Raw genomic sequence first — 24311 nt, 5'->3', positions numbered from 1 at the left:
CGCACGTCCTTTACAAACTACGAGAGCCAGCTTACCCGGAAACGGGAGCACACACTGGCTCGGAACTCTTCGCATGAACCTATCATTTTGTGGTCTTAATGTGTCCAAATCCGGGAAAAATGGCCAATCTTGTGAAAAATGAGCCAATTGTACGCTCAACGGATCCAATTGGACTGTTTGGCGGGGGATTTGTCGGCGCAGAAGACCTGAATCTGGTGCTGAATCGCGTCAAATCCCTTGTAGCTGCCGATGGTGGTGCGGCTGTTCTAACAGAATCAGGTCAGATCCCGGATGCGGTCATAGGTGATTTCGATTCGCTAGACGCAGTGGAAAAAGCGAAAATACCGCCCGAGCGTCTATTTCCGGTCCGCGAACAAGACAGCACAGACTTCGACAAAGCCCTGCGTAGTGTGCAGACCCCATTGGTTCTAGGGGTGGGGTTTCTGGGTGGGCGGCTGGATCATCAACTGGCTGTTTTGAATACTTTGGTCAGGCGGCAGGATCAGGCGTGCATTCTATTGGGTGAGCATGAGGTGGTCTTTCACGCGCCGCCGCGTATTCACCTGCCCGTTGACCCCGGAGATGTCGTTTCGCTGTTTCCAATGTGCCCGGTTACAGGACGCAGCACCGGGCTGGAATGGCCAATCGAAGGGTTGGAGTTTGAGCCAAACGGTCAGGTGGGCACTTCCAACCGGGCGCTGGCCGAGGTTGAGTTGCAGATGGATGGGCCGGGGCTTTTGGTCATGATCCCGCACTCCGCGCTGGATCGGCTTATGCAGGTGTTTCTGTCGGGGCAGACCGGGCGCTGGCCCGCTCGCGCAGAATGACATAGAGGCCCGCGGCGATGGTTATCAAAATGCCAATCGCTGCAAGCCCGTCCGGCAAGTCGCTGAAGATGACCCAGCCGATCAGGGTTGCAACGGGAATTTCCAGATATTGCATCGGGGCCAACGTGGCCGAAGGCGCATAGCGCAACGACCAGGTCATCAGCAGATGGGCGACAGTGCCCAAGACCCCGATCGCCAGCAAAAGCCAGTACATGTCCGGGGCTGGCAGGGTCGCAGAAATCTCCCACACATCCAGATATGTTCCGATCACCAGAACCGGGGCCAATACCAGAGTCGCAAGAACGCCTGATACCGCCTGTAACGACACAGGGTCGGTCTCTTTGGCGATCTGCCGCGTGACCAGCATGAACAGGGCAAAGACAACCGCAACAATCAGGGGCAATAATGCAGGAGCACCGACCTCGGCAAAGCTGGGTTGGATGACCAGAAGTGTGCCGATAAATCCGACGATGCAGGCTATCAGACGGCGGGCACCAACTTCTTCGCCCAGCACGTATTTTCCTAACAACAGCATGATGAACGGCATGACAAAAGCGATTGCGATAGCATCCGCCAGTGGTAGGAACTGAAGCGCGCTAAACATTGCCGTGATGCCGACGATATGCAGAAATGTGCGGATCACAGTCAGGCGCAGAATACGCCCGCGCATACGCCATGGCCGTCCGGTCAAGGCAACCAGCGGGATCAGGATCAAGGCTTGCACGGCAAAGCGGACTGTAACCAGCAATCCCAACGGAGTCGTCTCGCCCAACAGCTTGGCCATTGAATCACCCAATGGCGCAAGCACGCAGAAACCAAGCATCAAAATAATGCCAAAGACGGGACGATCCTGAGTCATGCCTGCGACGCTAGCCGTTTCGCGAAAGAGTGGAAAGGTCCGACATCAGGCTTTCGGCAGAGGCTGAACCTTGGTGTAATCTGGCCCAACGCAGGTTGGTAAGTCGTCATCAAAGCGCAGCCAGCTCAGCTTTTCCTCATGAGAGACATGAAGTGTTGGTTGCAGCGCTTCTGGTGTCTCTAATGTCGCCACGTACAGATGCAGTACATCAGACATCTTGGCCGAACGGAACGAGATCGGTGTGCCGCAATGCGGGCAAAAGCTGCGCTCAACTCCGGGTGAGGAGTTGAAACGCTTAGGTTCTTCCCCGGTCCAACGCCATTGCCCGTCGCGAACCGCGAAATAGGTTGTCATCGGAGCTGCGCATTGGCGGCGGCAACTGTCGCAATGGCATGTCACACATGACAGAGCAGGAGAGTCGACCTCGTATTTGATTTTTCCGCACAGGCAATGTCCGCGCATCCTGCCGACTCCTTTCCGACCTCAACAGTTCGGGATGTTTACAGCCAACCCGCCCAGCGAAGTTTCTTTGTACCTCTCGTGCATATCAAGCCCGGTTTGTCGCATGGTTTCAATCGCCGAATCCAAAGGCACAAAATGCTGACCATCGCCTCGCAGCGCGAGCGACGCTGCAGAGACTGCCTTGATGGCACCCAACCCGTTACGCTCGATACAGGGTACTTGAACCAGACCAGCGACGGGATCGCAGGTCATGCCCAGATGATGCTCCAGCGCGATCTCGGCTGCGTTTTCCACCTGCTCTGGTGTGCCGCCCATAACAGCGCAAAGCCCGGCTGCAGCCATCGCCGAGGCGCTGCCCACTTCGGCCTGACATCCGGCTTCAGCGCCTGAAATCGAAGCATTGAACTTGACCAGCCCGCCGATGGCAGCTGCGGTCAGCAAGAAATCTTCGATATGGCTTTCCGAGGCCCCGGGCACGTGGTCGAGGTAATACCGCAGCACTGCAGGCAGCACACCCGCCGCGCCGTTGGTTGGGGCCGTGACAACCTGCCCACCGGCCGCATTTTCTTCGTTGACCGCCATCGCGTAAACGCTCATCCAGTCGTTGATTGTGTGTGGTGCGGTCAGGTTCATCCCGCGCTCGGCCATAAGTGCGTCATAGATGCCTTTGGCACGGCGACGCACACTCAGGCCGCCGGGCAGAATGCCATCGGTCCGCAGGCCGCGCTCGATACAGTCGTTCATCACCTGCCAAAGGCGGGCTGAGCCCTTGGCAAAACTATCCGCGCAGCCGCGCGCGATTTCGTTGGCGCGCTTCATTTCGGCGATGGATTTGCCGCTGGACTTTGCCATTTCCAGCATCTCGGCTGCCGATTTGAACGGGTAGGGGACCGGGTCGCCTTCTTCGGTGGCTTTGCCTTCGGCCAGTTCCTCTTCGGTCAGAACAAAGCCGCCACCGATGGAATAGAATACCTGCCTCAGGATCACGTCGCCCTGCGCATCCGTTGCCATCAGGATCATCCCGTTGGCATGCCCGGGCAGGTTGTTGTCGTAGTCAAAGACCAGATCGGTTTTCGGGTCGAACGTCAGTGTCGGCAGACCTTCGGGCGACACGGTATGCGTATCGGCAATGGCAGCAAGCGCAGCCTCGGCTTTGTCATTGTCATACGTGTCGGGCACAAACCCGGCCAGGCCAAGGATGGTTGCCCGGTCGGTCGCGTGGCCGACGCCGGTAAATGCCAGCGAGCCGTGCAATGACCCCTTGAGGCCGGAAAACTCAAACGGCGACGCGCGCATCATGTCCAGAAAGCGCGCGGCAGCGACCATGGGGCCCATGGTATGAGATGAGGACGGGCCGATGCCCACTTTGAACATATCGAAGACAGAGAGGAACATATCAGATAGCTGAGCCTTCTGGAGGGTTGGCGTGAACAGGGGATGTGAACGGGGTGGCCCCAAGTCCTTCTGCGGCTATGGCCGAACGGGTCGCGGGGCGTGTTTCAAGGTGCGCCAGCATTGTTTGCAGACAAGGTGTATCGGCCAGCTGGTACCAACTGCGGTCTGCCTGAGCGGGGTACAGCGCCATCCAGCGCATCATGCACGCAACGTAATAAGTCAGCACCGATGGTTGGTCAGCGCAGAACCAGTCCGGCGCGCGTTTTGCTACAGTATCCAACAGTTGCAGGTGGCGCCTCAGACGCGGGCGAATGCCAGTCCGCAATGTGTCGGCCTGTGATGGGTCGATGTATTTCTCAGCGTAAAAGAGGATGCGCAGGTCCGCGTGCAACGTATTGGACGCAAAAAACAACCACTTCAGAAAGTCCGCACGCGCTGTGTCACCCGGCGCAGGTGCAAGCTGTCCGTGATGCTCGGACAGCCACAGCAGGATCGCCGCGGTTTCAAAGATCGGCCCTTGGGGTGTTTCCAGCACCGGGATCAACCCGTTGGGGTTCAAGACACGGTATGCGGCACTGTCCTGTTCGTTGCGGCGGCGATCCACCAGAACGGTTTCATAGGGCACGCCCATCTCCTCCAGCGCCAGACGGATCACCAGCGAGGCGTTATCAGGGGCATAGTGCAGGCGGTAGGGCGTCAACATGGCGGCAACTTATAGCTCTAAGATGAACTTGTAAGACATGATTGCGACGTTTCCGATAGGAAACGCGTAGTCCCGAGCCATCTTTGGGTTCGCCGCACCGCGAATTGGGGTCGCAGTTACGCTGCGCATTCCCTATAACTCGGGCAAGCCAATTTAGGACAGCTGCCATGACCGGAGATCTTTCGCCTATTGACACTGCGAAATTCGTGGCTGCGCGCCGCGCGGCCGAGATGGTCGAGGACGGAATGCGCGTCGGCCTGGGCACGGGTTCCACAGCTGCATGGCTGGTGAGACGCCTGGGCGAGAGGGTTCAGCAGGACGGCTTGCGGATCAAGGGTGTGCCAACGTCAACACGAACCGCGCAACTTGCCCGAGAAGTCGGGATTGAGGTGATTTCGTTGGACCAGGCCGGATGGCTGGACCTGACAATCGATGGAGCAGACGAGTTTGACAGCGACTTGAACCTGATCAAGGGCGGCGGTGGCGCGCATTTGCAGGAAAAGATCGTAGCGACTGCCAGCGACCAGATGATCGTCATCGCTGATTCCGGCAAAGAGGTCGAAACGTTGGGGGCTTTCCCTTTGCCGGTCGAAGTCGTTCCGTTCGGATGGCAAACCACACGCACCCTGATCGAAGAGGCACTGGATGCCATGGATGTTCTCGGGACGACATCAGTGCTGCGTATGAACGGCGAGGCCCCGTTTGTAACGGATGAGGGAAATCATATTCTGGACCTTCATCTGCAGCGCATCGGCAATCCGCGCCAGATGGCGCTGATCCTCAATCAGGTGCCGGGTGTCGTCGAAAACGGCTTGTTCATCGATATCTGTGACAAAGTCGTGATTGGCCACGGTGACGGTCGTGTCGAATTGAGGGATATAAATGCAGGGACCATCCAACTGGATCAGTTGCTTGGGGGCTCTCGTGACAACCTGTTTTCCGATGTTTCGGACTGACTTTAATGCCCTTATCCCCGACAAGCGCCAGTGAATGTTCGAAATTTCAGTGCCCGGGGGTTGGCACCGGGGTTTTCGCGCCCAGATATCCAGAGAATTTTTGCAAGTTGAACGAAGGAAACCGGCATGAGCTTTGACTATGATCTTTTTGTCATCGGCGGAGGCTCGGGCGGGGTCCGCGCAGCGCGCGTGGCAGCGGGTGAGACCGGAGCCAAAGTCGCACTTGCCGAAGAAGACCGCTATGGCGGGACCTGTGTGATCCGGGGCTGTGTGCCCAAGAAACTGATGGTCTTTGCCAGCGAATATTCGGGTATGGTCGGCGATGCGCAGGCTTATGGTTGGGACATTCAGCCTGGTGCGTTCAACTGGAACACCTTTCACGACAAGTTGGTGACGGAGCTGGATCGGCTGGAAGGGATCTATCGTAACATCCTGAAAAACAATGGGGTTGAAAGCTTTGATCAGCGCGCGCGTTTGGTGGATGCGCACACGGTCGAGTTGACCGACGGTACCCGTAAAACCGCCAAGCACATCCTGATCGCCACGGGTGGCCGTCCGGTCGTGCCTGATTTCCCGGGATCAGACCTGGCGATCACTTCGAACGAGATTTTCCATCTGGATAAGCTGCCCCAGAGTATTCTGATCGTCGGAGGTGGCTATATCGCCAGCGAATTCGCCGGGATCATGAACGGGCTGGGCGTCAAGACCACGCAATTCTATCGCGGCGCGCAAATCCTGCGCGGCTTTGATGAAGAGGCGCGGGGGCTGATCTGTGAAGAGATGCGCCAAAACGGCATCGACGTCCGTCTGGGCACAAATGTGCTGGAAATGACCCAAGACGGGGACCAGATCCGTGTCAAGGCAACCGATGGTACCGAAGATCGCTTTGACGTTGTCATGTATGCCACCGGTCGTACGCCAAATGCGGATAATCTGGGGCTGGAGGACTTGGGCGTTGAGCGCGGCCGCAAGGGTGAAATCGTTGTAAATGAATTCAGCCAGACCGCCGTGCCTTCGATCTATGCCATTGGCGACGTTACGGACCGGGTGAACCTGACGCCCGTTGCGATCCGCGAGGGAATGGCGTTTGTCGAAACCGTGTTCAAAGGTAATCCGACACCTGTGGATCATGAACTGATCCCAACCGCGATCTTTACGCAGCCGGAATTTGGCACGGTTGGCCTCAGCGAAGAAGAAGCGGCGGCGCAAGAACCGATCGAAGTCTATGCCACGTCGTTCAAGCCGATGCAAAAGTCATTCGCTGGCGGAACGCAGCGGGTTTTGATGAAGCTGTTGGTCAGCCAGGCCACACGAAAAGTACTGGGTTGCCACATTGTCGCCCCCGGTGCGGGTGAGATGATCCAGCTTGCAGGCATCGCCGTAAAGATGGGCGCGACCAAAGAGGATTTTGACCGTACTGTCGCCGTGCATCCGGTGATGGCCGAAGAACTGGTGACAATGCGGCAACCTGTGCGCACGGCTTGATTTGCAACCGCGCGCACACAAGTTACAAAGGACGCCGTGATCACACGGTCAAACACAAGGGAACATATACATATGGCGGGCAACAGCGGTGGCCCCTGGGGGGGCGGAGGCTCTTCCGGTGGTGGAGGAAATCGGGGAAATAACGGGGACGGGCGCAAGCCACCCGAAGGCGACGGCCCGCAGATCCCCGAGATCGACGAGCTGATGAAAAAAGGCCAGGAGCAGCTGCGCGTCCTGATGGGCGGTCGCGGCGGCGGTGGCCGTGGCAGCAATGGTCAGGGTTCAGGCGGTGGCGGACCGATCTTTACCAAAGGCACCGTTATTATTGGTGGCTTGGTGGCTGTTGGCCTTTGGGCTGCGGCAAGTTTCTACACGGTTAAGCCGGAAGAACAGTCCGTTGAGCTGTTTCTGGGCGAGTTTTCCGCTGTTGGAAATCCTGGTCTGAACTTCGCGCCGTGGCCTTTTGTTACAGCCGAGGTCATTCCGGTTACGCGCGAACAGAACGAAGACATGGGCGGTGCCCGTGGCAGCGACGATGGACTGATGCTGACCGGCGACGAAAACGTGGTCGACATCGACTATCAGGTCGTTTGGAACATCAACGACCCGGCCAAGTTCCTGTTCAATCTGCGCGACCCGCGCCAAACGATCCGCGCGGTTTCGGAATCGGCGATGCGCGAGATCATCGCGCAAAGCGAATTGGCTCCAATCCTGAACCGGGATCGTGGTGTTATTGCCGACCGGTTACAGGAACTGATTCAGGCAACAATGGATAGCTATGATTCCGGCGTGAACATCGTCCGTGTGAACTTTGACAAGGCGGACCCGCCGCAGGATGTGATTGCCGCATTCCGTGACGTTCAGGCCGCTGCGCAGGAACGTGACCGTCTGCAAAATGTGGCCGACGCCTATGCAAACCGCGTTTTGGCGGAAGCCCGTGGTGAAGCCGCGCAGGTACTGGAAGAGGCCGAAGCGTATCGCGCCCAGCAGATCAACAGTGCACAGGGTGAGGCGAGCCGTTTCAGCGCGGTTCTGGAAGAATACTCTAAAGCGCCGGATGTGACCCGCAAGCGTCTGTACCTGGAGCGGATGGAGCAGGTTCTGGGTGATGTCGACAAGATCATCTTGGACGAGAACTCGACCGGTCAGGGGCAGGGCGTCGTACCCTATCTGCCGTTGAACGAACTGCGTCGCAACCAACCTGCGGAGAGCAACTGATGCGTAAGTCGCCTATTATCCTTATCGTCATTGCCATTCTGGGCGTAGTTGGTCTGTCCTCGATCTTTATCGTGGACGAGCGCGAACGCGCGTTGGTGCTGCAATTCGGCCGCGTTGTGGCTGTGAAGGAAGAGCCCGGTCTGGCTTTCAAGATTCCTCTGATCCAGGAAGTGGTTCGCTACGACGACCGTATCCTTTCCATCGACGTTCAACCGCTTGAGGTAACACCTCTGGATGACCGTCGTCTGGTGGTCGATGCGTTCGCACGTTACCGGATTTCTGATCTGGAGCAGTTCCGTCAGGCTGTTGGTGTTGGTGGCGTTCCTGTCGCCGAAGACCGTCTGGATCGTATCCTGCGCGCGGAAACGCGGGAAGTTCTGGGTTCGGTGTCCTCGCGTGACATCCTCAGTTCAGACCGTGCGGCGTTGATGCTGCGCATCCGTAACAGCGCGATAGCCGAAGCGCGCGCGCTGGGTGTCAACGTGATCGACGTGCGTCTCAAGGCAACCGACCTGCCACAGGCGAACCTTGAGGCCACTTTCGACCGGATGAAGGCTGAACGGGAACGTGAGGCGACCGACGAACGCGCCCGAGGGAACGAGGCCGCGCAGCGTGTGCGCGCGCAAGCCGACCGGACCGTTGTTGAACTGGTGTCGGACGCCAACCGCGAAGCCGAGATCATTCGCGGTGAAGCAGACGCCGAGCGCAATGCAATCTTCGCCGAAGCCTTTGGCAAGGACCCGGAGTTCTTCGAGTTCTATCGCTCGCTGTCAGCCTATGAGCGCGCGCTGGGCGGCAGCAACAGCTCGATGGTGCTGAGCCCGGATTCCGAGTTCTTCAACTACCTGAAATCGCCCACAGGGCAGGCGACCCAGTAATGGGCATGATCCTTCTGGCCTTTGGGCTGGTGCTTATTGTCGAGGGGCTGGCCTATGCGCTGGCCCCTTCGCTTATTGAACGTATGCTCGAAGCGCTTCGTTCAGTGCCAGAACAGGCGCGCCGGTTGATGGGACTGCTTTGCGTCATAAGTGGGTTGATCCTGCTTTGGGGGGCGTATCAGTTGGGTTTTTGAAGGTATGCCTTCACTTGGCAGTGAATTCCCCGCGATCCTGAGTTGCTCGTCCGATCAAACTGACTACATTGGTCGATAAGCAAGACTGTTTCTTAGCGGTCTGGGGAAGACTGTCGACAAGGAGAGCTCAAGTGCAGGCGAAAGCGCGCAGTGTGTCCGTCCGGTGGGACGAAAGGGGTGAGTGGATGCGGGTGATGTGGCTGGCTTTTGCCGGAATGCTGCTTTTGCTGGCGCAAACAGTTGCCGTGCAGGCCCGGGGTGAAAGTCTTGCGCCGCTGGCGGAAAAGATCAGCCCGGCCGTGGTAAACATCACAACAAGTACCCTGATCGAAAGTCAGGCTGGTCCACAGGGGATTGTTCCCGAAGGGTCCCCGTTTGAGGATTTCTTTCGTGAGTTTCAGGACCGAAACGGAGATGATGACGACGCGCCGCGCCGCAGCAACGCTTTGGGTTCGGGCTTTGTGATTTCGGAAGACGGATTTATCGTCACCAACAATCACGTTATTGCCGAAGCCGATGAAATTCTTGTGGAATTCTTCCCGGGCGACGGTCAGCCCAAGCAAGAACTGGTCGCCAAAGTCATCGGTACGGATGAGAAGACCGATATCGCATTGCTCAAGGTCGAAGCGTCGGGCCCGCTGAAATACGTGACCTTCGGCGATAGTGACGTTGCGCGTGTTGGCGATTGGGTGATTGCCATGGGCAACCCGCTGGGGCAGGGCTTTTCGGTTTCCGCCGGGATCGTTTCGGCCCGTAATCGAGAGCTGAGTGGATCCTATGACGATTACATTCAGACCGATGCGGCGATCAACCGAGGTAACTCGGGTGGTCCTTTGTTCAACATGGATGGCGAAGTGATCGGCGTGAACACGGCAATTCTGTCTCCCAACGGGGGGTCAATCGGGATTGGATTTTCGATGGCGTCCAACGTTGTAGTCAAAGTTGTCGACCAATTGCGTGAATTTGGGGAAACGCGCCGTGGATGGCTTGGCGTGCGTATTCAGGACGTGACGCCGGACATGGCAGAAGCAATGGGGCTTGAAAAGCCTGGCGGTGCTCTGATCAGTGATGTCCCGGAAGGTCCGGCAAAAGAAGCAGGTTTGAAGGCGGGTGATGTGATCACCAGTTTTGACGGCGTTGAAGTTGAAGACACGCGCGGTCTGGTGCGTCAGGTCGGTGAAACAGAAGTTGGAAAATCTGTGCGTGTCATCGTGCATAGGGACGGCGGAACCCAGACCGTATTGGTCACACTGGGGCGTCGCGAAGATGCTGAGCGTGCCGATAGTGGCGAACAGGAACCTGAAGAGGCGCCGGTCGACGAGGACGCGGATATTCTTGGTCTGACGATCTCGCCCCTGACCGACACGCTGCGCGAGGATCTGGGTCTGGACGCAGATGCCGAAGGTCTGGTGGTTTCCGACGTTGATCAGGCGTCCGAAGCTTATGCCAAAGGGTTGCGGGCCGGTGATCTGATCACCGAAGCAGGACAGCAAAAAGTTGAGACCATCGGTGATCTGGAAGAGCGTATGGAAGAATCGCGCGAAGCCGGCAGGAAATCCTTGCTGCTCTTGGTACGCAGGGGCGGAGATCCGCGGTTTGTGGCGCTGAGCCTCGAAGAGTAAACGAAAGAGGCCGGGATAAAATCCCGGCCTTTTTCTTTGCCTACCCGATTAAGGGGCAGAGTATTTGAAAAAAAATGAGCCATACGCAGAAATTGCGTATGGCTCAGATACAGGGAGAGGTCAGTGGACAGATATCGGGGATGATTCTCTGACCTCCTACGGTAACAACTTCACCTTAGGTTATGTTTGGAAACAGGTCTGTGAACCAGATCACATCCGCTCAGATCAGGTCAGATTCGGCCAACTCACGTAGTGCCACAAAGTCCTGAATCAGCAGTCCGCCGCGGGATGCTTCCACAACATTGTCGCGTTTCCAGCCTGAGATTGTCTTGGACACCGCTTCGCGCGTCGCCCCGACAAACTCGGCCAGTTCGCTTTGCGACAGTGTAATGCGTTCGGACGGGTTGTCCTGCAAACCTGACAGGTGCAGCAGCCTTCGCGCAAGACGAATGGGCATGGGCAAAAATACCTGCTCGTTCAACTGAGACCCCATGTACCGCATCCGCAATCCGGCCAGCCGGATTAAATCCTCTGCAAGATCAGGATAGTGCCGGATCTGTTTCAGGACGTCATTGCGGCGCACTCGCAAAACGCGCGAGGCTTCGGCCGCCGCAATGGTTGCTGTCCGGGGACCGTTGTCGAAAAGGGCGATTTCGCCAAAGACTTCGCCGGGACGCATCAGTGTAAGGGTCAGCTTGCGTCCGCTCATGGCCAGAAAGGACACTTCCAGCGTTCCGTCCAATATGGCGTAAAGCGCGTCGCCCTCGTCGCCTTGTTCAAAAAGTGTTTCGCCTTGGGTCAGGGAAATTTCGGTCGCTTGGGCCGAAAGCATTTCTCTGAGCCCGTCGGAGGCTTCAGAAAGGAAGCCGCTGTTGGGAAAGGCCGTCATGTATGCACCGATCTTGGGCAAGGAGAGTGTGTGGGTGGTGACACAACTTCACATAGCTCGGCGCATTATCCAAGAATTTTGTTTGTTTCGGCAGACCTGGCTGACGCAACGAGAATTATTTCTGTTCCGGATCCTCCATGTAGCGCTGCAACATGCTGAATTGCAGCATCAAAAAGGCCATCAGTGCTATGGGAAAGCCAAAGGTCTCAATCTTGACCCACATGTCCGTCGACATTGTGCGCCAGACAAATTCGTTGGCGGCGGCCAGAATGGCAAAACAGGCGCACAAGCGGCGGGTCAGGATCATCCAGCCTTCCTGTTTCATCGGAAGCAGTTCCTCCAGAACATAGGCCAGATAAGATTTCTTTTGCAGCAGGCCAATGCCCAGGATCAAAGCAAACAGACCATAGACCAGCGTGGTTTTCATCTTGAAGAACCGCTCGTCGTTGAACCAGGCGGTGAGGCCACCGAAGAAAAGGACCATGAAGGCGGTGAATATCTGCATTCGGCTGAGTTTTCCGGTCAGATACCACAAGATACCCATCGCGCCGAGCATCAAGGGAACAAAGATGATCGTTGCAACGATAAAGCCGGAATACTCGATACCACCGATCAGAAAACTGTCGTCACGCAAACGCAGGTAGATGAAGAAGAAGGCCAAGGGGGGGCCAAGTTCCAGCACCTGTTTCAAAAACGGGTTGATGTCTTTTTTGGCTGTCATCTGTACGTCCTGCTGTTTACCCGCCCATTTCAACTATTACGGCGCCAAGTGCAATCAATGCCATAAGGGCAATGCGTCGGGGCCCTACAGTTTCCTTTAGCACAAGCCAACCGATCAGGGCCGCAAAGACCGTTGAGGTTTCGCGAAGAACGGCGGCCTCACCCACTTTGTCCAGCCGGGTGGCGAGCATGATCGCACCAAATGACAGAGGGGCAATAATTCCACCCGCCAGACCGCGCAGCATGAGAGGGCCAATGGCAGGGCGGTCGATCATGGCACGCCACCTGAGGAAGGCGTAGATAGGCATGGCCGCGCCATCGATCATGAAGAACCAAGCCAGAAAGGTGAAAGGGTCGGCAGTGGCGCGGATACCGTAGGCGTCATAGGTGGTGTACAGGGCCACAAAAAGGCCCGTGATGATCGCCAGAGTGAGCGCGATGCCCAGAGTGTCCCGATTGGTTTCCAGAAACCGGAAATTATACGCAGCCAACCCGAAGATACCAGCCAGCAGGGTCGCAACGCCCAGCCATTGAACGGCAGAAAAGGTCTCTCCGAACAGAAGATAAGCCCCGATGACTGTAAAGAGTGGCCCAGTACCGCGTACAACCGGATAGACCACTGTGTAGGAGCCTTTGGTATAGGCCATGGCCTGAAGCGTCTTGTACGCGATGTGAATCAGCCAGACGAGCGCGAAGATCGGCCACATATGCGGTTCGGGCCAGGGCACAACAAAAAGGGCGAAAGGTGCGGCCATGAGGCAGTAACTGGCATCAATGGCCCCACGAGACAGCCACGGATCATGGCGCCCCTTTTGCAGAGCCCCAAACACGGCATGAAGAAAAGCCGCCATCAGGGCCAACCCGAGAGCAAGTTGGTGGCCCGCTTCGGTTCCTTCCAATGAGATCAGCCAGTTGCTCAAAGATGCCAACCTTTTGCTGGGCGGTGAGGCTGGGGGTTTTCCACCCCCAGACCCCCGAAGGTATTTTTAGCCAGATGAAGGAGCGGATTAGCCTTTGTCGAGACCGGTCAGGGCGGCGGCGAATTCTTCGGGATCGAAGGGGGCGAGGTCGTCGATCTGTTCGCCCACACCAATGGCGTGGATGGGCAGGCCGAATTTGTCCGCCAAAGCGACCAGAACGCCGCCTTTGGCGGTGCCGTCCAGTTTGGTCATGACAAGGCCCGAGACGTCAGCCAGCTTGCGGAAGGTTTCCACCTGGCTAAGCGCGTTCTGGCCTGTTGTTGCGTCGAGGACCAACAGGGTGTTGTGCGGGGCGGTATCGTCGACTTTGCGGATGACGCGGACAATCTTGGCCAGCTCTTCCATCAGGTCGGCACGGTTTTGCAAACGGCCTGCGGTGTCGATCATTAGTAGATCTGCACCTTCGGCTTGTGCGCGGGTCAGGGCGTCGAATGCCAGGCTCGCTGGGTCCGAGCCTTCTGGCGCGGTCAGCACCGAAACCCCGGCCCGATCGCCCCAGACTTGCAGTTGTTCAACGGCCGCGGCGCGGAAGGTGTCACCGGCGGCGATGACAACTTTCTTGCCCGCTTCTTTGAACTGGCTGGCTAGCTTACCGATTGTGGTGGTCTTGCCCGAGCCGTTGACCCCGACGACCAGCACCACTTGCGGGCGTTTGGGATAGATCGGCAGGGGCTTGGCCACCGGCTCCATCACGCGGGCCACCTCTTGTGCCAGCAATTGCTTGATTTCACGTGTTGAAAGTTTGCGGCCAAAGCGCCCCTCGGCCATGTTCGAGGTGACGCGCAAGGCCGTGTCGACACCCATGTCGGAGGCGATCAGCAGCTCTTCGAGTTGCTCCAGCATGTCATCGTCCAAGGTGCGGCGCATTTCCGTCGTGCCGCCGCCGCGATTGAACAGGCGGTTCAGAATGCCCTTCGATTCATGGATTTCGGGTGGAGGAGCGACCGGAGTTGGATCAGCGGGGATCGGGGCGGGCGGTTCAGTAGGTAGTGGTGCCGGGGCTGGATCCGGGATTTCCGGGACCGGTTCCGGTTTGGGCTGTGGTTCTGGGATCACCGGGTCAGGCGCGGCCGTTTCCTCGCCGCCATCTTCGACGATGGCTTCCAGCCCCTCTTCCAGACGAGAGGAGGATTTGAACAGCTTGTCCTTTAGCTTTGAGAAAAACGCCATGTAGTGTCTCCGCAGGTGTTCCCTTCACCTAATGCGGATTTGCGGCAGTTGCAAAGGGTCACGCGAATGCAAGGACAAAGCCAAGCTGTGCGCCCCAGTATAGGGGCCAGACGAGATAGGGCGTTGCCTTGAGTGCCGGATGGTTTGGAGGCAGTAAAAATTTCTCGGTCGCAAGGATCAGATCGGACGCGATGAAGGCGATGGCGGCAGGAAAGGCCCAGCGCAATGCACCTGTTTCCGGCAGTGCCATAACAGCTATACCCATTCCCAGGATGATGGGTATGTAGGCCAGAACAGGGCCTTTCAGATCAGCCGCGCGTGGCGCCAGCAAGGTGGCCATGACGATGCCCAGAATAACCAGAGACCACACCGTCGCGGGCGCGTTCCAAATCAGATCAGCGTTACTGGTCGGATAGGTCAGGAATAGCGCGATATAGGCCAGATGTCCGCCAGCGAAGGAAGCAATCCCCACCATAAACGTGGCATCCGTTTCGTGAGACAACAATGCATCGCCTGTCGCACAAAGAATGAGCGCAACAACAAGTAACCATGGCCCGCCTTGTACAAGGGCTGCAACGGCCAAAGCGGCAACCGAGGTGGTCTTGAATACCGTTCGCAAGGCCGAGGCCGGGCGCGCTGTCAGCGGCAGATAGACAAGGGCGCAGCCGAGAGCGATCCAAAAGAGTACGTTGGTCATGGGTCCCCCGACAGTTTCCAAACGAGTTCATCCGAGGTGGAATTTTAAATCAAGCGCTTACGTTGAGTTAAGGGTCCTGTGATGAACCCACAGGCAAAGGGTGAATGGCACAGCTTAAGCGCTTCTGGCAGAATGTACTTATGCTTAGATACTGGATGATTCTCGCAAGCTTTGCCGCGCAGACCGTTGCGGCCCAGACGCCTTTATCTGGCACGGAGTTCGACAGATACACGCAAGGTAAAACCTTGTTCTACGGGTTCGACGGGCAGGTTTACGGGGTCGAGCGGTATCTGCCGAACCGGCGTGTGATCTGGTCTTTTCTGGATGGCAATTGCAAGGAAGGTGTCTGGTATCAGCGGGACGAGCAGATCTGCTTTGTCTACGAAGACAGGCTCGACCCTCAATGCTGGGTTTTTACGCAATCTGGCGGCGGGCTGGTTGCGCAGTTTGAAGGCAACCCAGAGGCGACAGAGCTGTATGAGGCCGAAGAACTAGGCGAGGAAATGTTGTGTTACGGGCCAGAGGTTGGCGTTTGATCAAAGCAAGCGCAACACCTCATAACTTTTTAATTTCATGATGTTTTGCTCCGCAGACTGTCAGTATCAATTAGAACAGTGATCCCTGATCCGGGGCGTCCGGTTTGGGTTTTTTGGGCGTCGGTTTTGCGGCTGTGCCAGTGCTCAGAACGCCATCTGCGAACTCGATCTCAAGCGCCGCATGTGTGGCCGCCTGGGCTTTGGTGGTGATCACGTCACCGTCCGCACGGACGACCGCATATCCCCGTTCCAAAGTTGCTTTGTAACTGAGCGTTTCGCGTAGGCGGTCGGTGGCCTCAAGTTGTTGCTGAAGGCGTTCCAGACGCGTGGTCTGAGCGGTGTTCATTCGATCGTTGAGCCGGGCAAGGCTCTGCCGCTGCTGGTCGATTTCGCGCTGAATCGGGCGCAGAGACAGGCGCGACGACAGGTTTCGCAGCGATTCCTGACGTGTTGTTACCAAACCACGTAGGGTCGAGGGGCGTAGGTGGGCGGACAGTTCGACAACTTGCAGACGGCGGTTTTGCACGCCGCGGGTCAAGGCGGGTGTCAGGCGATCCGCAATCAAATCAAGACGTTGGCGTGGGGAGTTCAACAAGCTGTCTGGGCGCGGCAAGGCGCGGGACAGATCGCGCAGCCTTTGCGTTCGGCGTTGAACTGCATCCGTTGCCGCACGGGATAGCCGCGCACCTTGCTCTCCGGTCCATGCAAGCAGCTCCATGCGGACCGGCACGGCAAGCTCTGCTGCGGCAGTGGGTGTGGGCGCGCGGCGATCCGAGACAAAGTCGATCAGCGTTGTATCGGTTTCGTGCCCGACGGCTGAAATCAGCGGAATTTCTGATGCAGCTGCGGCGCGGGCGACGACCTCTTCGTTAAAGCCCCAGAGGTCTTCGATAGACCCGCCACCGCGGGCTACGATGATCAAGTCGGGGCGGGGCAAGGCTCCGCCAGGCGTCAATTGGTTGAACCCTTCAATTGCACGGGCCACTTCGGGCGCACAGTTCGCACCTTGAACGGCTACGGGCCAGATCAGCACCTTGCGCGGGAACCGATCCCTTAGTCGGTGCAGAATATCGCGGATCACGGCACCCGAAGGCGATGTCACGACACCAATGATCTGCGGCAGGTAGGGCAGCGGCTTCTTTCGCTCTGCCGCGAACAAACCTTCGGCCTCAAGTTGTTTCTTGCGCTTTTCCAGCAACGCCATCAGCGCGCCTTGACCGGCGACGGATACCTCATCGACATTCAGATTGTATTTCGATTGCGCACCAAATGCGGTCAGGCGGCCCGTGACGACAACCTCCAACCCTTCTTCCGGCACAACAGAAAGGCCGGAAATCTGTCCTTTCCATGTGGTGCAGGCCAGAACGTTCCGGTCCTCTTTGATGTCATAGTACAAATGCCCCGAACGCGCTTTGAACACGCGCCCGACCTCACCCCGCACTCGGATTTGCCCGAAAGAGCCTTCGAGCGTCCGTTTCACCTCTCCCGAGATCTCGGAAACGGTGTATTCGGGGGTATTTTGGCCCGGAATCGGGTCATCGAGCAGATCGGACATTTCAGCGCCTTGTTTCAAATGCCGGGCCAGCTTAGAACGCCGCGCAGGCAAGGCCAAGCAGATCGGAGAGCATTCATGAACATCCTCATTCTCGGCAGCGGCGGGCGCGAACACAGTCTCGCCTGGGCGGTGTTGCAAAACCCAAAATGCGACCGTCTGATCGTGGCTCCGGGCAATGCCGGGATCGCTCAAATCGCGGATTGTGCGGCGCTGGATATTGAAAATGGCGGGGCTGTAGTCAGCTTTGCCGAAGAAAACGCGATTGATTTTGTGATTGTCGGGCCCGAGGCACCTTTGGCGGCTGGCGTGGCTGATCGCTTGTGCGAGGCCGGAGTTCTGGTTTTTGGTCCCTCCGCCGAGGCGGCGAAGCTGGAAGCGTCGAAAAGCTTCACCAAGGAAATCTGCGACGCAGCCAAAGCCCCCACAGCAGCTTATGCCAGGTTCACCGAAGCCGAGCCTGCCAAGGCCTATATCCGCGACCAAGGCGCGCCGATTGTGGTGAAGGCTGACGGTCTGGCTGCAGGCAAAGGCGTGATCGTCGCGATGGACGAACAGACCGCACTGGACGCAATTGACGACATGTTCGGCGGCGCTTTTGGCGGTGCCGGCGCGGAAGTTGTCATCGAAGAGTTCATGGAAGGCGAGGAAGCCTCGCTTTTTGTTCTGTGTGATGGTGAGGACATCTTATCCATAGGGACTGCTCAGGACCACAAACGGGTTGGTGAGGGCGATACCGGGCTGAACACGGGCGGTATGGGTGCGTATTCTCCCGCACCGGTGTTGAGTGCAGAGGTTGAAGCACGTGCGATGGAAGAAATTGTGCGGCCGACCATTGCCGAGATGAAGCGTCGGGGTACGCCGTTTCAGGGGGTTCTCTACGCTGGGTTGATGATCAAGGACGGTCAGCCGCGTCTGGTGGAATACAATGTGCGTTTTGGCGATCCTGAATGTCAGGTGCTGATGATGCGCCTTGGTGCGCAGGCGATGGATTTGATGCATGCCGCTGCCGAGGGGCGACTGGGCGAGATGCGAGTGAATTGGGCGGATGATCACGCGATGACGGTTGTCATGGCGGCCAAGGGCTATCCAGGTTCCTATGAAAAGGGTTCAGTCATCAAGGGGTTGAACGCCTTGCCCGAGGACAGCAGCAACATGGTGTTCCATGCGGGGACCAAGGCTGTCGAGGGTCAGGTGCAGGCCGCAGGTGGGCGTGTGTTGAACGTAACGGCGCGTGGAGACTCGTTGCAAGAGGCGCGGGACCGGGCGTACCAGATGGTTGATGGGGTGGAATGGCCCGAAGGATTTTACCGGCGCGATATCGGGTGGCGTGCTTTGGATGGTTGATCGGGCAGGGGGCTTTGCCCCCTCGGCCTGCGGCCTCACCCCCAAGGTATTTTTAGCCAGATGAAGAGACGGATCAGCAGTTCAAGGCTTGGGCGAGGCTGTTTGAGCCTTTGAATGGGCCGAGATCGGTTTTGGTCCAGCCATTGTCGTAGGAAACGCTGACGATCCGTGACCAGTCGGCGCTGGCTACGATCAGCTCTGGGCGGTCGCCGCAGGTGCGCAGGCCGCCTGAGATAAAATCTTCACCGATCTTGTGGTTGGTCAAGCCGGGTATCGAAGCGATCTCTGCCAGGGCGTTGTCTTTGTAGCGCCAGACACGCAGTGTTTTGGCAAGGTGCGGGCGGTCGATATAGGCGATTTCGATATGGCCGTCACTGTCCAGGTCGGCTGCGCCAATTGGGGCGAGCCAGCGGAAGCGGGTGCCGATATATGGTGTGGCGGCGATTTTTGTGCCGCTTGCGTTATAAATGGCGAGCTGTGCGCCTTGTTGATCCTGAGATTCGACGACAATCGCTTCGAGAGTTCCGTCAGCATCAATATCGATAAGCCGTGGTGAGAGGTCTTCGAAGACGCGGTCTTTGGGCAGACGAACGGTCACGGTCTTTGGGTTTGAGTCGGCGTTTTGAACGCGGAGTTCCAATGCACCGTATTCAACAGCGTCGCCCAAGACCCCATGCGCATAGCGTGTAGTGGGTTCTGTAAACTTGGCCGCTTTAATTTGGTCGGCAGCAGTTGCTGCGCCAAAGGTCGATCCCCAAAGGCACAGAGATGTCAGTGCGCCGCGCGCCCGGCCTTGCCAAATGCGAGCGGGCGTGCGCGGCGCTTTGGAATGCATCAGATCTGCTTTTCAGGCATCTGTACGACCAGACCGTCCAGCGCGTCTGTGACCTTGATCTGGCAGGTCAGGCGCGAGCGCGCCGGGTCGGGCTCATAGGCAAAGTCCAGCATGTCTTCTTCCATGTCATCTTTGCCCGGGATTTTCTCGACCCAGTCGGGATGGACATAGACATGGCAGGTCGAGCAGGCGCATGCGCCGCCGCAATCGGCCTCGATGCCGGGAATGTTGTTGTCACGGGCCCCTTCCATGACGGTCAGTCCGTTGGCGACCTCGACAGTGTGTTCGGTACCGCCGTGCTCGACATAGGTGATCTTTGCCATTGCGTGCGTCTTCCTTTTTCGATGTTCGAATCTTCCTTAGTCAAGGCATTTAGGTCTTTCCAGCCTCATTTGCGACTCATCGCGCCGTGTCTGGACTTTCCTTGCGTTTGTTCTATTTTTGTTCTCATGCTTGTTGCTCCTGTTCGCACTGTCGCGCCAAACCAGGGCTGGCCGCGCCCGCCATCCTGTTTGCCCTCAAACCAGTTAACTGCACCGCCCGAGGGCGCGCGGGTGGCCGTGGCCGGGCTGGTGATCCTGCGACAGAGGCCGGGGACGGCCAAGGGGGTGATCTTTCTGACGCTTGAGGATGAGACCGGGATCGTGAATGTGGTGGTGTGGCGCAAAATCTACGAACAATTCCGTCGCGCGGTGATTTCAGGGCGTTTGCTGAAGGTGACAGGTCGGATGCAGCGGGCGCATTCGGTGACTCATGTGATCGCGGAAGAGATCGAAGATATCTCGGGCATGTTGGATGTGCTGGTGCGGGGGGAAGGGCAATAAAGCAATCTGCGTATAGTGCTGCCTCTGGACAGGGCGCTGCCCCGGTCATAGCTCGGATAGGTATTGAAACGGGTCAGAGGGCGCGATGGCAAACGGACATTTTCTGTGGACGGACCTGTCCACCTACGACATGCGCACTGCCAGAACGGACTATGCTGAATTTTTCAATTGGTCCTTTGGCAAAGAACAGGCGTATGACTTTGCCAACATCGGCGGTCAGGAGGTTGCAGCAATCTTCCCGATGCCGGATCGTTTGGCGAAAATGAACATGCCGTCATTTTGGATGTCCTACATCCATGTTGATGATCTGGACGCGAAGGTCGAACAAGCTCGGACACACGAGGGGGTCATCATCGAAGTTGAGCCCCAACCCTTCAGTGAAGCGGCCCGTATCGCGTTGGTTCGGGACCCGTCCGGCGCAGGGTTTACGATGTACGAAGGACCTGACATCCAGACCGGCGCCCCAGGCGCTGGTAAGGTCATAGGCCGCTTTCACCACGTTCCTGACATAGCGCTGATCGCGCCATTCTATGCGGACCTGTTCGGGTGGCGCTTTGAGAAAAGCTCAGCAAGCCCATGGCCGCGTTATGATATACGCCATCCCGACGGAACAGTTGTTGCCTGGGCCGAAGAGGTGCCCGAGGCGATACGTGGAAAGTTTCGCTATTGGATGCCATGTTTTGGCGTCAAATCGGTCGGCGATACCCTACGGCAAATCGAAGCGCGGTCCGGGCAGCACCACAATGACCTGCCGGAGGGCCGCGTATTGGTATCAGACCGGCAAGGGGCTCATTTTATGATCCAGACTGTGGATCCAAACGGTACTGCTGTCGACGAAAGATCGGATTCAAGCGCCAAAAGCACGCCTGTGGGAGTGGCCTGGAAGTCGCTGATCGCGTTGGTTTGCGTATGGCTTGCCGTGATCATGGATTTACAGGTGTTTTGGGGCGTGCTGTTCCTGATCTGGACATGGCTGGCACTAAGATCCGGGCGCGCCGATTTTGTGGAGCCGATTGATCGGGCGACTCGACCTTGGATGTTCTGGCTTATCACCGGAACGTGGATCGTGCTTAGCTCTTGGGTGATCATTGCGTCGGTTTTCGGTGGCTGGTGATTTTGTGCGAAGGAAGCTAAGCGCTCATTACAAATCAAACGTTTTTTCAGCAGCTTGGTGTCCGATTCCGCTCGTTTGGGAACCGTCGCATGGACATGTTTGCATCAACCAAGAGTGAGCAAAAGGCGCTTTTCTGCCAATTTGGCGACTGTTGGTCGACTCTCCGACACCGGGTGGGTATTTGCTCATGTCTTTTTGCGTCAGCCGAGGCCCCGGGGGTGGGCTTGGTCGCGCATCACTCAACGTCTTCTCAGAGTCAATCGGGATGCCAAACGTTACACAGCACGGATCGTTCAAAAAAAACGTCGGTCTGGATGAAGATCAAATATTAGACCGTCTTGCAGAGCTTTCAGTGCTCAGCCGGTCAAAAGGGTATATGCATGCCGCAAGAATGATAGAAGAAGCTCAGAAAGCATACGCTTTCGAGAGCCAGCATCTTGCAGCCGCTGAAGCATACCGCACCGAGTTACTGAACTTGACGGGTTTTGAGACGACCCGCTCGCCGGAAAACTTGGATTTGAAGCAACGCGGAGGTCCGAGTTTTAGGTCGAGGCGGTCCAGGAAACCGGAATGCTTCCATTCCGACATTGCACATCTATCAGTTAAACCGCAGGGGCAAAGAGCTTTTGTCCTGACAGCCGGGATGCGTGTCGAAAGCAGGAAGGTTACAGCGTTGCGTGGTCAGCAATGGGCAGGCAAACCAATGCGCTTTCCCGCAGAGCCAGAATTCAAGTTTCGCTGATGCACTGTGCTGCGGCCATTTTGTTCATGCCCAACATCGAACATCACCAAGAAATCATGTGCTTGCTGTGATTGGGGTTTATCGCTTGAACAAAACCCCTTGCGACTGCTTGTCCCTGTGATCCCCACGCAATTCGGCGTGTAATGCGCGACCAGCCTGAACGCCAGGACGGGCGCTTACGGTTTCAAGCCAGCGCGCGAAATGGGGTGTGTTGTCCAGTACATGCTGCTGACCTTCCCAAAGGCTGGCCCAACCCCAAATCGACATATCTGCGATGGAGTAGAAATCGCCCGCAACGTACTCATTATCCGCCAGTCGACGATCCAGCACGCCATAAAGGCGGGCGACCTCGGTGCGATAGCGGTCCTTTGCATAGGGCAGGTCCTGTGGTGGGTCCAGTTGAGGGGCGTATTTCAAAAAGTGATGCGCTTGACCGGCCATGGGTCCGACGCCGCCCATCTGCCACATCAGCCATTCCTCAACAGCAATCCGGTCACGCTCGGTCTTGCCATAGAACCGCCCGGTCTTGCGGGCCAGATACATCAGGATCGCACCGCTTTCGAACACGGAAACGGGTTCACCATCAGGACCGTCGGGATCAACAATGGCTGGCATCCGGTTGTTGGGGGCGATCTTCAGGAACTCCGGGTCGAACTGATCGCCTTTGCCGATATTGATCAGGTGAGTCTTGTAGGGCAGCTCCATCTCTTCCAGGGCGATGGACACTTTCCAGCCGTTTGGCGTGGGCCAGAAATACAGATCGATCATGGTCTCTCCTCAGGTTAAAGAGATCATGAGGGTTTCTGAGCAATCGGCAAGAGGGCTTGCGGCAGGCGAAGCGCAAAAAGCTGTGACTTCGGGCGATGCCATCGCAGGGGAAGGCCCGTCGAACCTTTGATTACAGATCTGTGACGGCGGGTTTGTCGGGGTTGACGACTCTGCATGTGCGGCGTAAGGCCAACATCACAGACCACGTGGCGATTTGTTACCGGATTGCGGGCCACGCTAAACAACACCGCTAAAAGGTCAGGATGAAAGACCCCTTTCGCTTGGCCGCGTCTGGGGTTTTTTGTTTGCCTCTGCCAGAGGCTGAAAGGATTGAGATGAGCGAGAACTGGAACAAACGCACCCAAGCCGTCCATGGCGGCATCCGCCGTAGTCAGTATAACGAGGTGAGCGAGGCGATTTTCCTGACGCAGGGCTTCGTTTACGAAAACGCAGAACAGGCCGAAGCCCGGTTTCTGGAGTGCGGACCTGACGAGTTCATCTATGCCCGTTACGGCAACCCAACTGTATCCATGTTCGAACAGCGTATCGCAGCGTTGGAAGGGGCCGAAGACGCCTTTGCAACGGCATCGGGTATGGCCGCTGTCAACGGTGCGTTGACCTCGATGTTGAAGGCAGGCGATCATATCGTCTCTGCCAAAGCCTTGTTTGGATCCTGTTTGTACATCGTCGAAAACATCCTGACCCGCTTTGGTGTGGATGTGACCTTTGTTGATGGCACTGATCTTGAGCAATGGAAGGCCGCAATCCGGCCCGACACCAAAGCGGTGTTCTTCGAATCCATGTCGAACCCGACTTTGGAGGTGATCGATATCGCGTCTGTGGCCGAACTGGCCCACGCTGTCGGTGCCCTTGTTGTGGTGGACAACGTGTTCTCGACCCCGGTGTTTTCGCGCGCGATCGCGCAGGGTGCAGATGTTGTGATCTATTCGGCGACCAAGCACATTGACGGCCAAGGTCGCGCGCTGGGCGGCGTGATTATCAGTACTCGTGACTTCATCCGCGGAACGGTCGAGCCGTACCTGAAGCACACCGGCGGCGCGCTTAGCCCGTTCAACGCTTGGGTCATGCTGAAAGGTCTGGAAACCATGGCTCTGCGGGTCAATGCGCAGGCTGAAAGCGCGCAAAAGATTGCTGAGGCACTGGAAGGGCACCCGGCGCTTGAGCGTACCCTGTATCCCGGCCTGAAAACCCATGCGCAGAACGCGCTGGTTCAGACGCAGCTTGGCGGCAAGGGCGGCACGGTTTTGTCTCTGGACATCAAGGGTGGCAAGGATGCGGCCTTTGCGTTCCTGAATGCGATGACGATCCCAGTGATTTCCAACAATCTGGGCGATGCCAAATCCATCGCAACGCACCCGGCTACAACGACGCACCAACGGCTGAGTGACGCGCAGAAAGACGAATTGGGTATCACACCCGGCCTCATTCGGTTCTCTGTTGGTCTGGAAGACGCTGATGACCTGCTGTCCGATATCCGGCAGGCTTTGGAGGTCTCGCAAAAGTAATCTGCCGCGCCC

26 protein-coding genes and 1 riboswitch are annotated in these 24311 nt (G+C 57.3%); of the genes, 13 read left to right on the top strand and 13 right to left on the bottom strand.

Annotation, left to right across the window (positions count from 1 at the left end; translation table 11 throughout):
• Window positions 1-119 precede the first annotated feature (119 nt).
• The gene (locus tag ACXADZ_RS10915; RefSeq protein WP_475196257.1) at window positions 120-827 is read left to right on the top strand and encodes a thiamine diphosphokinase; all 708 of its coding nucleotides are present in this window, start codon (window positions 120-122) and stop codon (window positions 825-827) included.
• On the opposite strand, the gene ACXADZ_RS10910 is transcribed toward ACXADZ_RS10915, so the two are convergent.
• From ACXADZ_RS10910 to ACXADZ_RS10895, 4 genes are read right to left on the bottom strand one after another with little or no spacing between them, the layout of a single operon-like run.
• Window positions 772-1686 (bottom strand): DMT family transporter, encoded by a 915-nt coding sequence (locus ACXADZ_RS10910; RefSeq protein WP_475196255.1) that lies wholly within the window; start codon window positions 1684-1686, stop codon window positions 772-774. The genes ACXADZ_RS10915 and ACXADZ_RS10910 overlap by 56 nt on opposite strands.
• A gap of 45 nt (window positions 1687-1731) precedes the next feature.
• Complete coding sequence (locus tag ACXADZ_RS10905; RefSeq protein WP_171669621.1) at window positions 1732-2148, bottom strand: GFA family protein; 417 nt, start codon at window positions 2146-2148, stop codon at window positions 1732-1734.
• 21 nt (window positions 2149-2169) lie between these two features.
• Complete coding sequence (locus tag ACXADZ_RS10900) at window positions 2170-3543, bottom strand: L-serine ammonia-lyase (protein WP_475196252.1); 1374 nt, start codon at window positions 3541-3543, stop codon at window positions 2170-2172.
• Between the two features lies 1 nt (window position 3544).
• Window positions 3545-4246, bottom strand: a complete 702-nt coding sequence (locus ACXADZ_RS10895; RefSeq protein ID WP_475196250.1) for a glutathione S-transferase family protein — start codon at window positions 4244-4246, stop codon at window positions 3545-3547.
• Between the two features lie 167 nt (window positions 4247-4413).
• Here ACXADZ_RS10895 and rpiA point away from each other — a divergent pair, with 167 nt between their 5' ends.
• The 6 genes from rpiA to ACXADZ_RS10865 all read left to right on the top strand — a co-directional run bounded on the left by rpiA (window position 4414) and on the right by ACXADZ_RS10865 (window position 10599).
• Window positions 4414-5202 carry a ribose-5-phosphate isomerase RpiA gene (rpiA, locus tag ACXADZ_RS10890; RefSeq protein ID WP_171089315.1) on the top strand — a complete coding sequence of 263 codons (789 nt, stop codon included), beginning with the start codon at window positions 4414-4416 and terminating at the stop codon, window positions 5200-5202.
• A 126-nt stretch (window positions 5203-5328) separates the two neighbouring features.
• Window positions 5329-6687 (top strand): glutathione-disulfide reductase, encoded by a 1359-nt coding sequence (gene gor / locus ACXADZ_RS10885; RefSeq protein ID WP_475196245.1) that lies wholly within the window; start codon window positions 5329-5331, stop codon window positions 6685-6687.
• 72 nt (window positions 6688-6759) lie between these two features.
• Entirely contained in the window at window positions 6760-7905 is a 1146-nt protein-coding gene (gene hflK, locus ACXADZ_RS10880; protein WP_171182671.1) for an FtsH protease activity modulator HflK, read from the top strand.
• Window positions 7905-8783 (top strand): protease modulator HflC, encoded by an 879-nt coding sequence (hflC, locus tag ACXADZ_RS10875; RefSeq protein ID WP_171105184.1) that lies wholly within the window; start codon window positions 7905-7907, stop codon window positions 8781-8783. Before hflK ends, hflC begins: the two co-directional genes overlap by 1 nt.
• Complete coding sequence (locus ACXADZ_RS10870) at window positions 8783-8977, top strand: DUF2065 domain-containing protein (RefSeq protein WP_171182673.1); 195 nt, start codon at window positions 8783-8785, stop codon at window positions 8975-8977. Before hflC ends, ACXADZ_RS10870 begins: the two co-directional genes overlap by 1 nt.
• Before the next feature lie 131 nt (window positions 8978-9108).
• Window positions 9109-10599 (top strand): Do family serine endopeptidase, encoded by a 1491-nt coding sequence (locus ACXADZ_RS10865; RefSeq protein ID WP_475196241.1) that lies wholly within the window; start codon window positions 9109-9111, stop codon window positions 10597-10599.
• Between the two features lie 220 nt (window positions 10600-10819).
• Here the strand turns inward: ACXADZ_RS10865 and ACXADZ_RS10860 are convergent, their stop codons facing one another.
• From ACXADZ_RS10860 to ACXADZ_RS10840, 5 genes are all read right to left on the bottom strand, one after another.
• On the bottom strand, window positions 10820-11488 hold the full coding sequence (locus ACXADZ_RS10860) for a Crp/Fnr family transcriptional regulator (RefSeq protein ID WP_475196239.1): 669 nt from the start codon (window positions 11486-11488) through the stop codon (window positions 10820-10822).
• A gap of 115 nt (window positions 11489-11603) precedes the next feature.
• The gene (locus ACXADZ_RS10855) at window positions 11604-12209 is read right to left on the bottom strand and encodes an inner membrane-spanning protein YciB (protein WP_475196237.1); all 606 of its coding nucleotides are present in this window, start codon (window positions 12207-12209) and stop codon (window positions 11604-11606) included.
• Between the two features lie 16 nt (window positions 12210-12225).
• Entirely contained in the window at window positions 12226-13128 is a 903-nt protein-coding gene (locus tag ACXADZ_RS10850; RefSeq protein WP_171646774.1) for an EamA family transporter, read from the bottom strand.
• Window positions 13129-13215: 87 nt separating this feature from the next.
• Window positions 13216-14358 (bottom strand): signal recognition particle-docking protein FtsY, encoded by a 1143-nt coding sequence (gene ftsY / locus ACXADZ_RS10845; protein ID WP_475196235.1) that lies wholly within the window; start codon window positions 14356-14358, stop codon window positions 13216-13218.
• 58 nt (window positions 14359-14416) lie between these two features.
• A complete protein-coding gene (locus ACXADZ_RS10840; RefSeq protein ID WP_475196232.1) occupies window positions 14417-15055 on the bottom strand; it encodes a lysoplasmalogenase in 639 nt (212 codons plus the stop codon).
• Window positions 15056-15210: 155 nt separating this feature from the next.
• On the opposite strand from ACXADZ_RS10840, the gene ACXADZ_RS10835 reads away from it, so the two are divergent.
• The gene (locus ACXADZ_RS10835) at window positions 15211-15591 is read left to right on the top strand and encodes a hypothetical protein (protein WP_475198561.1); all 381 of its coding nucleotides are present in this window, start codon (window positions 15211-15213) and stop codon (window positions 15589-15591) included.
• A 70-nt stretch (window positions 15592-15661) separates the two neighbouring features.
• On the opposite strand, the gene xseA is transcribed toward ACXADZ_RS10835, so the two are convergent.
• A complete protein-coding gene (gene xseA, locus ACXADZ_RS10830; RefSeq protein ID WP_475196230.1) occupies window positions 15662-17146 on the bottom strand; it encodes an exodeoxyribonuclease VII large subunit in 1485 nt (494 codons plus the stop codon).
• 75 nt (window positions 17147-17221) lie between these two features.
• On the opposite strand from xseA, the gene purD reads away from it, so the two are divergent.
• On the top strand, window positions 17222-18490 hold the full coding sequence (gene purD / locus ACXADZ_RS10825; protein WP_475196229.1) for a phosphoribosylamine--glycine ligase: 1269 nt from the start codon (window positions 17222-17224) through the stop codon (window positions 18488-18490).
• Between the two features lie 73 nt (window positions 18491-18563).
• Here purD and ACXADZ_RS10820 read toward each other — a convergent pair whose 3' ends face one another.
• Together ACXADZ_RS10820 and ACXADZ_RS10815 are read right to left on the bottom strand one after the other, a co-directional pair.
• On the bottom strand, window positions 18564-19325 hold the full coding sequence (locus tag ACXADZ_RS10820) for an FG-GAP repeat domain-containing protein (protein WP_475196228.1): 762 nt from the start codon (window positions 19323-19325) through the stop codon (window positions 18564-18566).
• Window positions 19325-19648 (bottom strand): 2Fe-2S iron-sulfur cluster-binding protein, encoded by a 324-nt coding sequence (locus tag ACXADZ_RS10815; protein ID WP_170715918.1) that lies wholly within the window; start codon window positions 19646-19648, stop codon window positions 19325-19327. Before ACXADZ_RS10815 ends, ACXADZ_RS10820 begins: the two co-directional genes overlap by 1 nt.
• A gap of 126 nt (window positions 19649-19774) precedes the next feature.
• Between ACXADZ_RS10815 and ACXADZ_RS10810 the strand changes: the two genes are divergently transcribed.
• The 3 genes from ACXADZ_RS10810 (at window position 19775) to ACXADZ_RS10800 (ending at window position 22005) form a co-directional block, all read left to right on the top strand.
• Window positions 19775-20149 (top strand): OB-fold nucleic acid binding domain-containing protein, encoded by a 375-nt coding sequence (locus ACXADZ_RS10810; protein WP_171669609.1) that lies wholly within the window; start codon window positions 19775-19777, stop codon window positions 20147-20149.
• A gap of 85 nt (window positions 20150-20234) precedes the next feature.
• Window positions 20235-21263, top strand: a complete 1029-nt coding sequence (locus ACXADZ_RS10805) for a VOC family protein (protein WP_475196226.1) — start codon at window positions 20235-20237, stop codon at window positions 21261-21263.
• Between the two features lie 265 nt (window positions 21264-21528).
• The gene (locus ACXADZ_RS10800; protein WP_475196223.1) at window positions 21529-22005 is read left to right on the top strand and encodes a hypothetical protein; all 477 of its coding nucleotides are present in this window, start codon (window positions 21529-21531) and stop codon (window positions 22003-22005) included.
• Between the two features lie 78 nt (window positions 22006-22083).
• Here ACXADZ_RS10800 and ACXADZ_RS10795 read toward each other — a convergent pair whose 3' ends face one another.
• Complete coding sequence (locus ACXADZ_RS10795; protein WP_171089352.1) at window positions 22084-22773, bottom strand: glutathione S-transferase N-terminal domain-containing protein; 690 nt, start codon at window positions 22771-22773, stop codon at window positions 22084-22086.
• A 196-nt stretch (window positions 22774-22969) separates the two neighbouring features.
• Window positions 22970-23047, top strand: a riboswitch (SAM riboswitch).
• A gap of 61 nt (window positions 23048-23108) precedes the next feature.
• Here ACXADZ_RS10795 and metZ point away from each other — a divergent pair.
• Window positions 23109-24299 (top strand): O-succinylhomoserine sulfhydrylase, encoded by a 1191-nt coding sequence (metZ, locus tag ACXADZ_RS10790; RefSeq protein ID WP_475196219.1) that lies wholly within the window; start codon window positions 23109-23111, stop codon window positions 24297-24299.
• Window positions 24300-24311 lie beyond the last annotated feature (12 nt).

The organism is Ruegeria sp. ABM4_193, assembly GCF_056158705.1.
This window is presented reverse-complemented; position numbering and strand designations above follow the sequence as displayed.

What these genes read in the sequence shown, in the direction of transcription:
- ACXADZ_RS10915 (WP_475196257.1), top strand. Translation starts at nt 120, where the DNA reads ATGGCCAATCTTGTGAAAAATGAGCCAATTGTACGCTCAACGGATCCA.
- ACXADZ_RS10910 (WP_475196255.1), bottom strand. Translation starts at nt 1,686, where the DNA reads ATGACTCAGGATCGTCCCGTCTTTGGCATTATTTTGATGCTTGGTTTC.
- ACXADZ_RS10905 (WP_171669621.1), bottom strand. Translation starts at nt 2,148, where the DNA reads ATGCGCGGACATTGCCTGTGCGGAAAAATCAAATACGAGGTCGACTCT.
- ACXADZ_RS10900 (WP_475196252.1), bottom strand. Translation starts at nt 3,543, where the DNA reads ATGTTCCTCTCTGTCTTCGATATGTTCAAAGTGGGCATCGGCCCGTCC.
- ACXADZ_RS10895 (WP_475196250.1), bottom strand. Translation starts at nt 4,246, where the DNA reads ATGTTGACGCCCTACCGCCTGCACTATGCCCCTGATAACGCCTCGCTG.
- rpiA (WP_171089315.1), top strand. Translation starts at nt 4,414, where the DNA reads ATGACCGGAGATCTTTCGCCTATTGACACTGCGAAATTCGTGGCTGCG.
- gor (WP_475196245.1), top strand. Translation starts at nt 5,329, where the DNA reads ATGAGCTTTGACTATGATCTTTTTGTCATCGGCGGAGGCTCGGGCGGG.
- hflK (WP_171182671.1), top strand. Translation starts at nt 6,760, where the DNA reads ATGGCGGGCAACAGCGGTGGCCCCTGGGGGGGCGGAGGCTCTTCCGGT.
- hflC (WP_171105184.1), top strand. Translation starts at nt 7,905, where the DNA reads ATGCGTAAGTCGCCTATTATCCTTATCGTCATTGCCATTCTGGGCGTA.
- ACXADZ_RS10870 (WP_171182673.1), top strand. Translation starts at nt 8,783, where the DNA reads ATGGGCATGATCCTTCTGGCCTTTGGGCTGGTGCTTATTGTCGAGGGG.
- ACXADZ_RS10860 (WP_475196239.1), bottom strand. Translation starts at nt 11,488, where the DNA reads ATGACGGCCTTTCCCAACAGCGGCTTCCTTTCTGAAGCCTCCGACGGG.
- ACXADZ_RS10855 (WP_475196237.1), bottom strand. Translation starts at nt 12,209, where the DNA reads ATGACAGCCAAAAAAGACATCAACCCGTTTTTGAAACAGGTGCTGGAA.
- ftsY (WP_475196235.1), bottom strand. Translation starts at nt 14,358, where the DNA reads ATGGCGTTTTTCTCAAAGCTAAAGGACAAGCTGTTCAAATCCTCCTCT.
- ACXADZ_RS10840 (WP_475196232.1), bottom strand. Translation starts at nt 15,055, where the DNA reads ATGACCAACGTACTCTTTTGGATCGCTCTCGGCTGCGCCCTTGTCTAT.
- ACXADZ_RS10835 (WP_475198561.1), top strand. Translation starts at nt 15,211, where the DNA reads ATGATTCTCGCAAGCTTTGCCGCGCAGACCGTTGCGGCCCAGACGCCT.
- xseA (WP_475196230.1), bottom strand. Translation starts at nt 17,146, where the DNA reads ATGTCCGATCTGCTCGATGACCCGATTCCGGGCCAAAATACCCCCGAA.
- purD (WP_475196229.1), top strand. Translation starts at nt 17,222, where the DNA reads ATGAACATCCTCATTCTCGGCAGCGGCGGGCGCGAACACAGTCTCGCC.
- ACXADZ_RS10820 (WP_475196228.1), bottom strand. Translation starts at nt 19,325, where the DNA reads ATGCATTCCAAAGCGCCGCGCACGCCCGCTCGCATTTGGCAAGGCCGG.
- ACXADZ_RS10815 (WP_170715918.1), bottom strand. Translation starts at nt 19,648, where the DNA reads ATGGCAAAGATCACCTATGTCGAGCACGGCGGTACCGAACACACTGTC.
- ACXADZ_RS10810 (WP_171669609.1), top strand. Translation starts at nt 19,775, where the DNA reads ATGCTTGTTGCTCCTGTTCGCACTGTCGCGCCAAACCAGGGCTGGCCG.
- ACXADZ_RS10805 (WP_475196226.1), top strand. Translation starts at nt 20,235, where the DNA reads ATGGCAAACGGACATTTTCTGTGGACGGACCTGTCCACCTACGACATG.
- ACXADZ_RS10800 (WP_475196223.1), top strand. Translation starts at nt 21,529, where the DNA reads ATGCCAAACGTTACACAGCACGGATCGTTCAAAAAAAACGTCGGTCTG.
- ACXADZ_RS10795 (WP_171089352.1), bottom strand. Translation starts at nt 22,773, where the DNA reads ATGATCGATCTGTATTTCTGGCCCACGCCAAACGGCTGGAAAGTGTCC.
- metZ (WP_475196219.1), top strand. Translation starts at nt 23,109, where the DNA reads ATGAGCGAGAACTGGAACAAACGCACCCAAGCCGTCCATGGCGGCATC.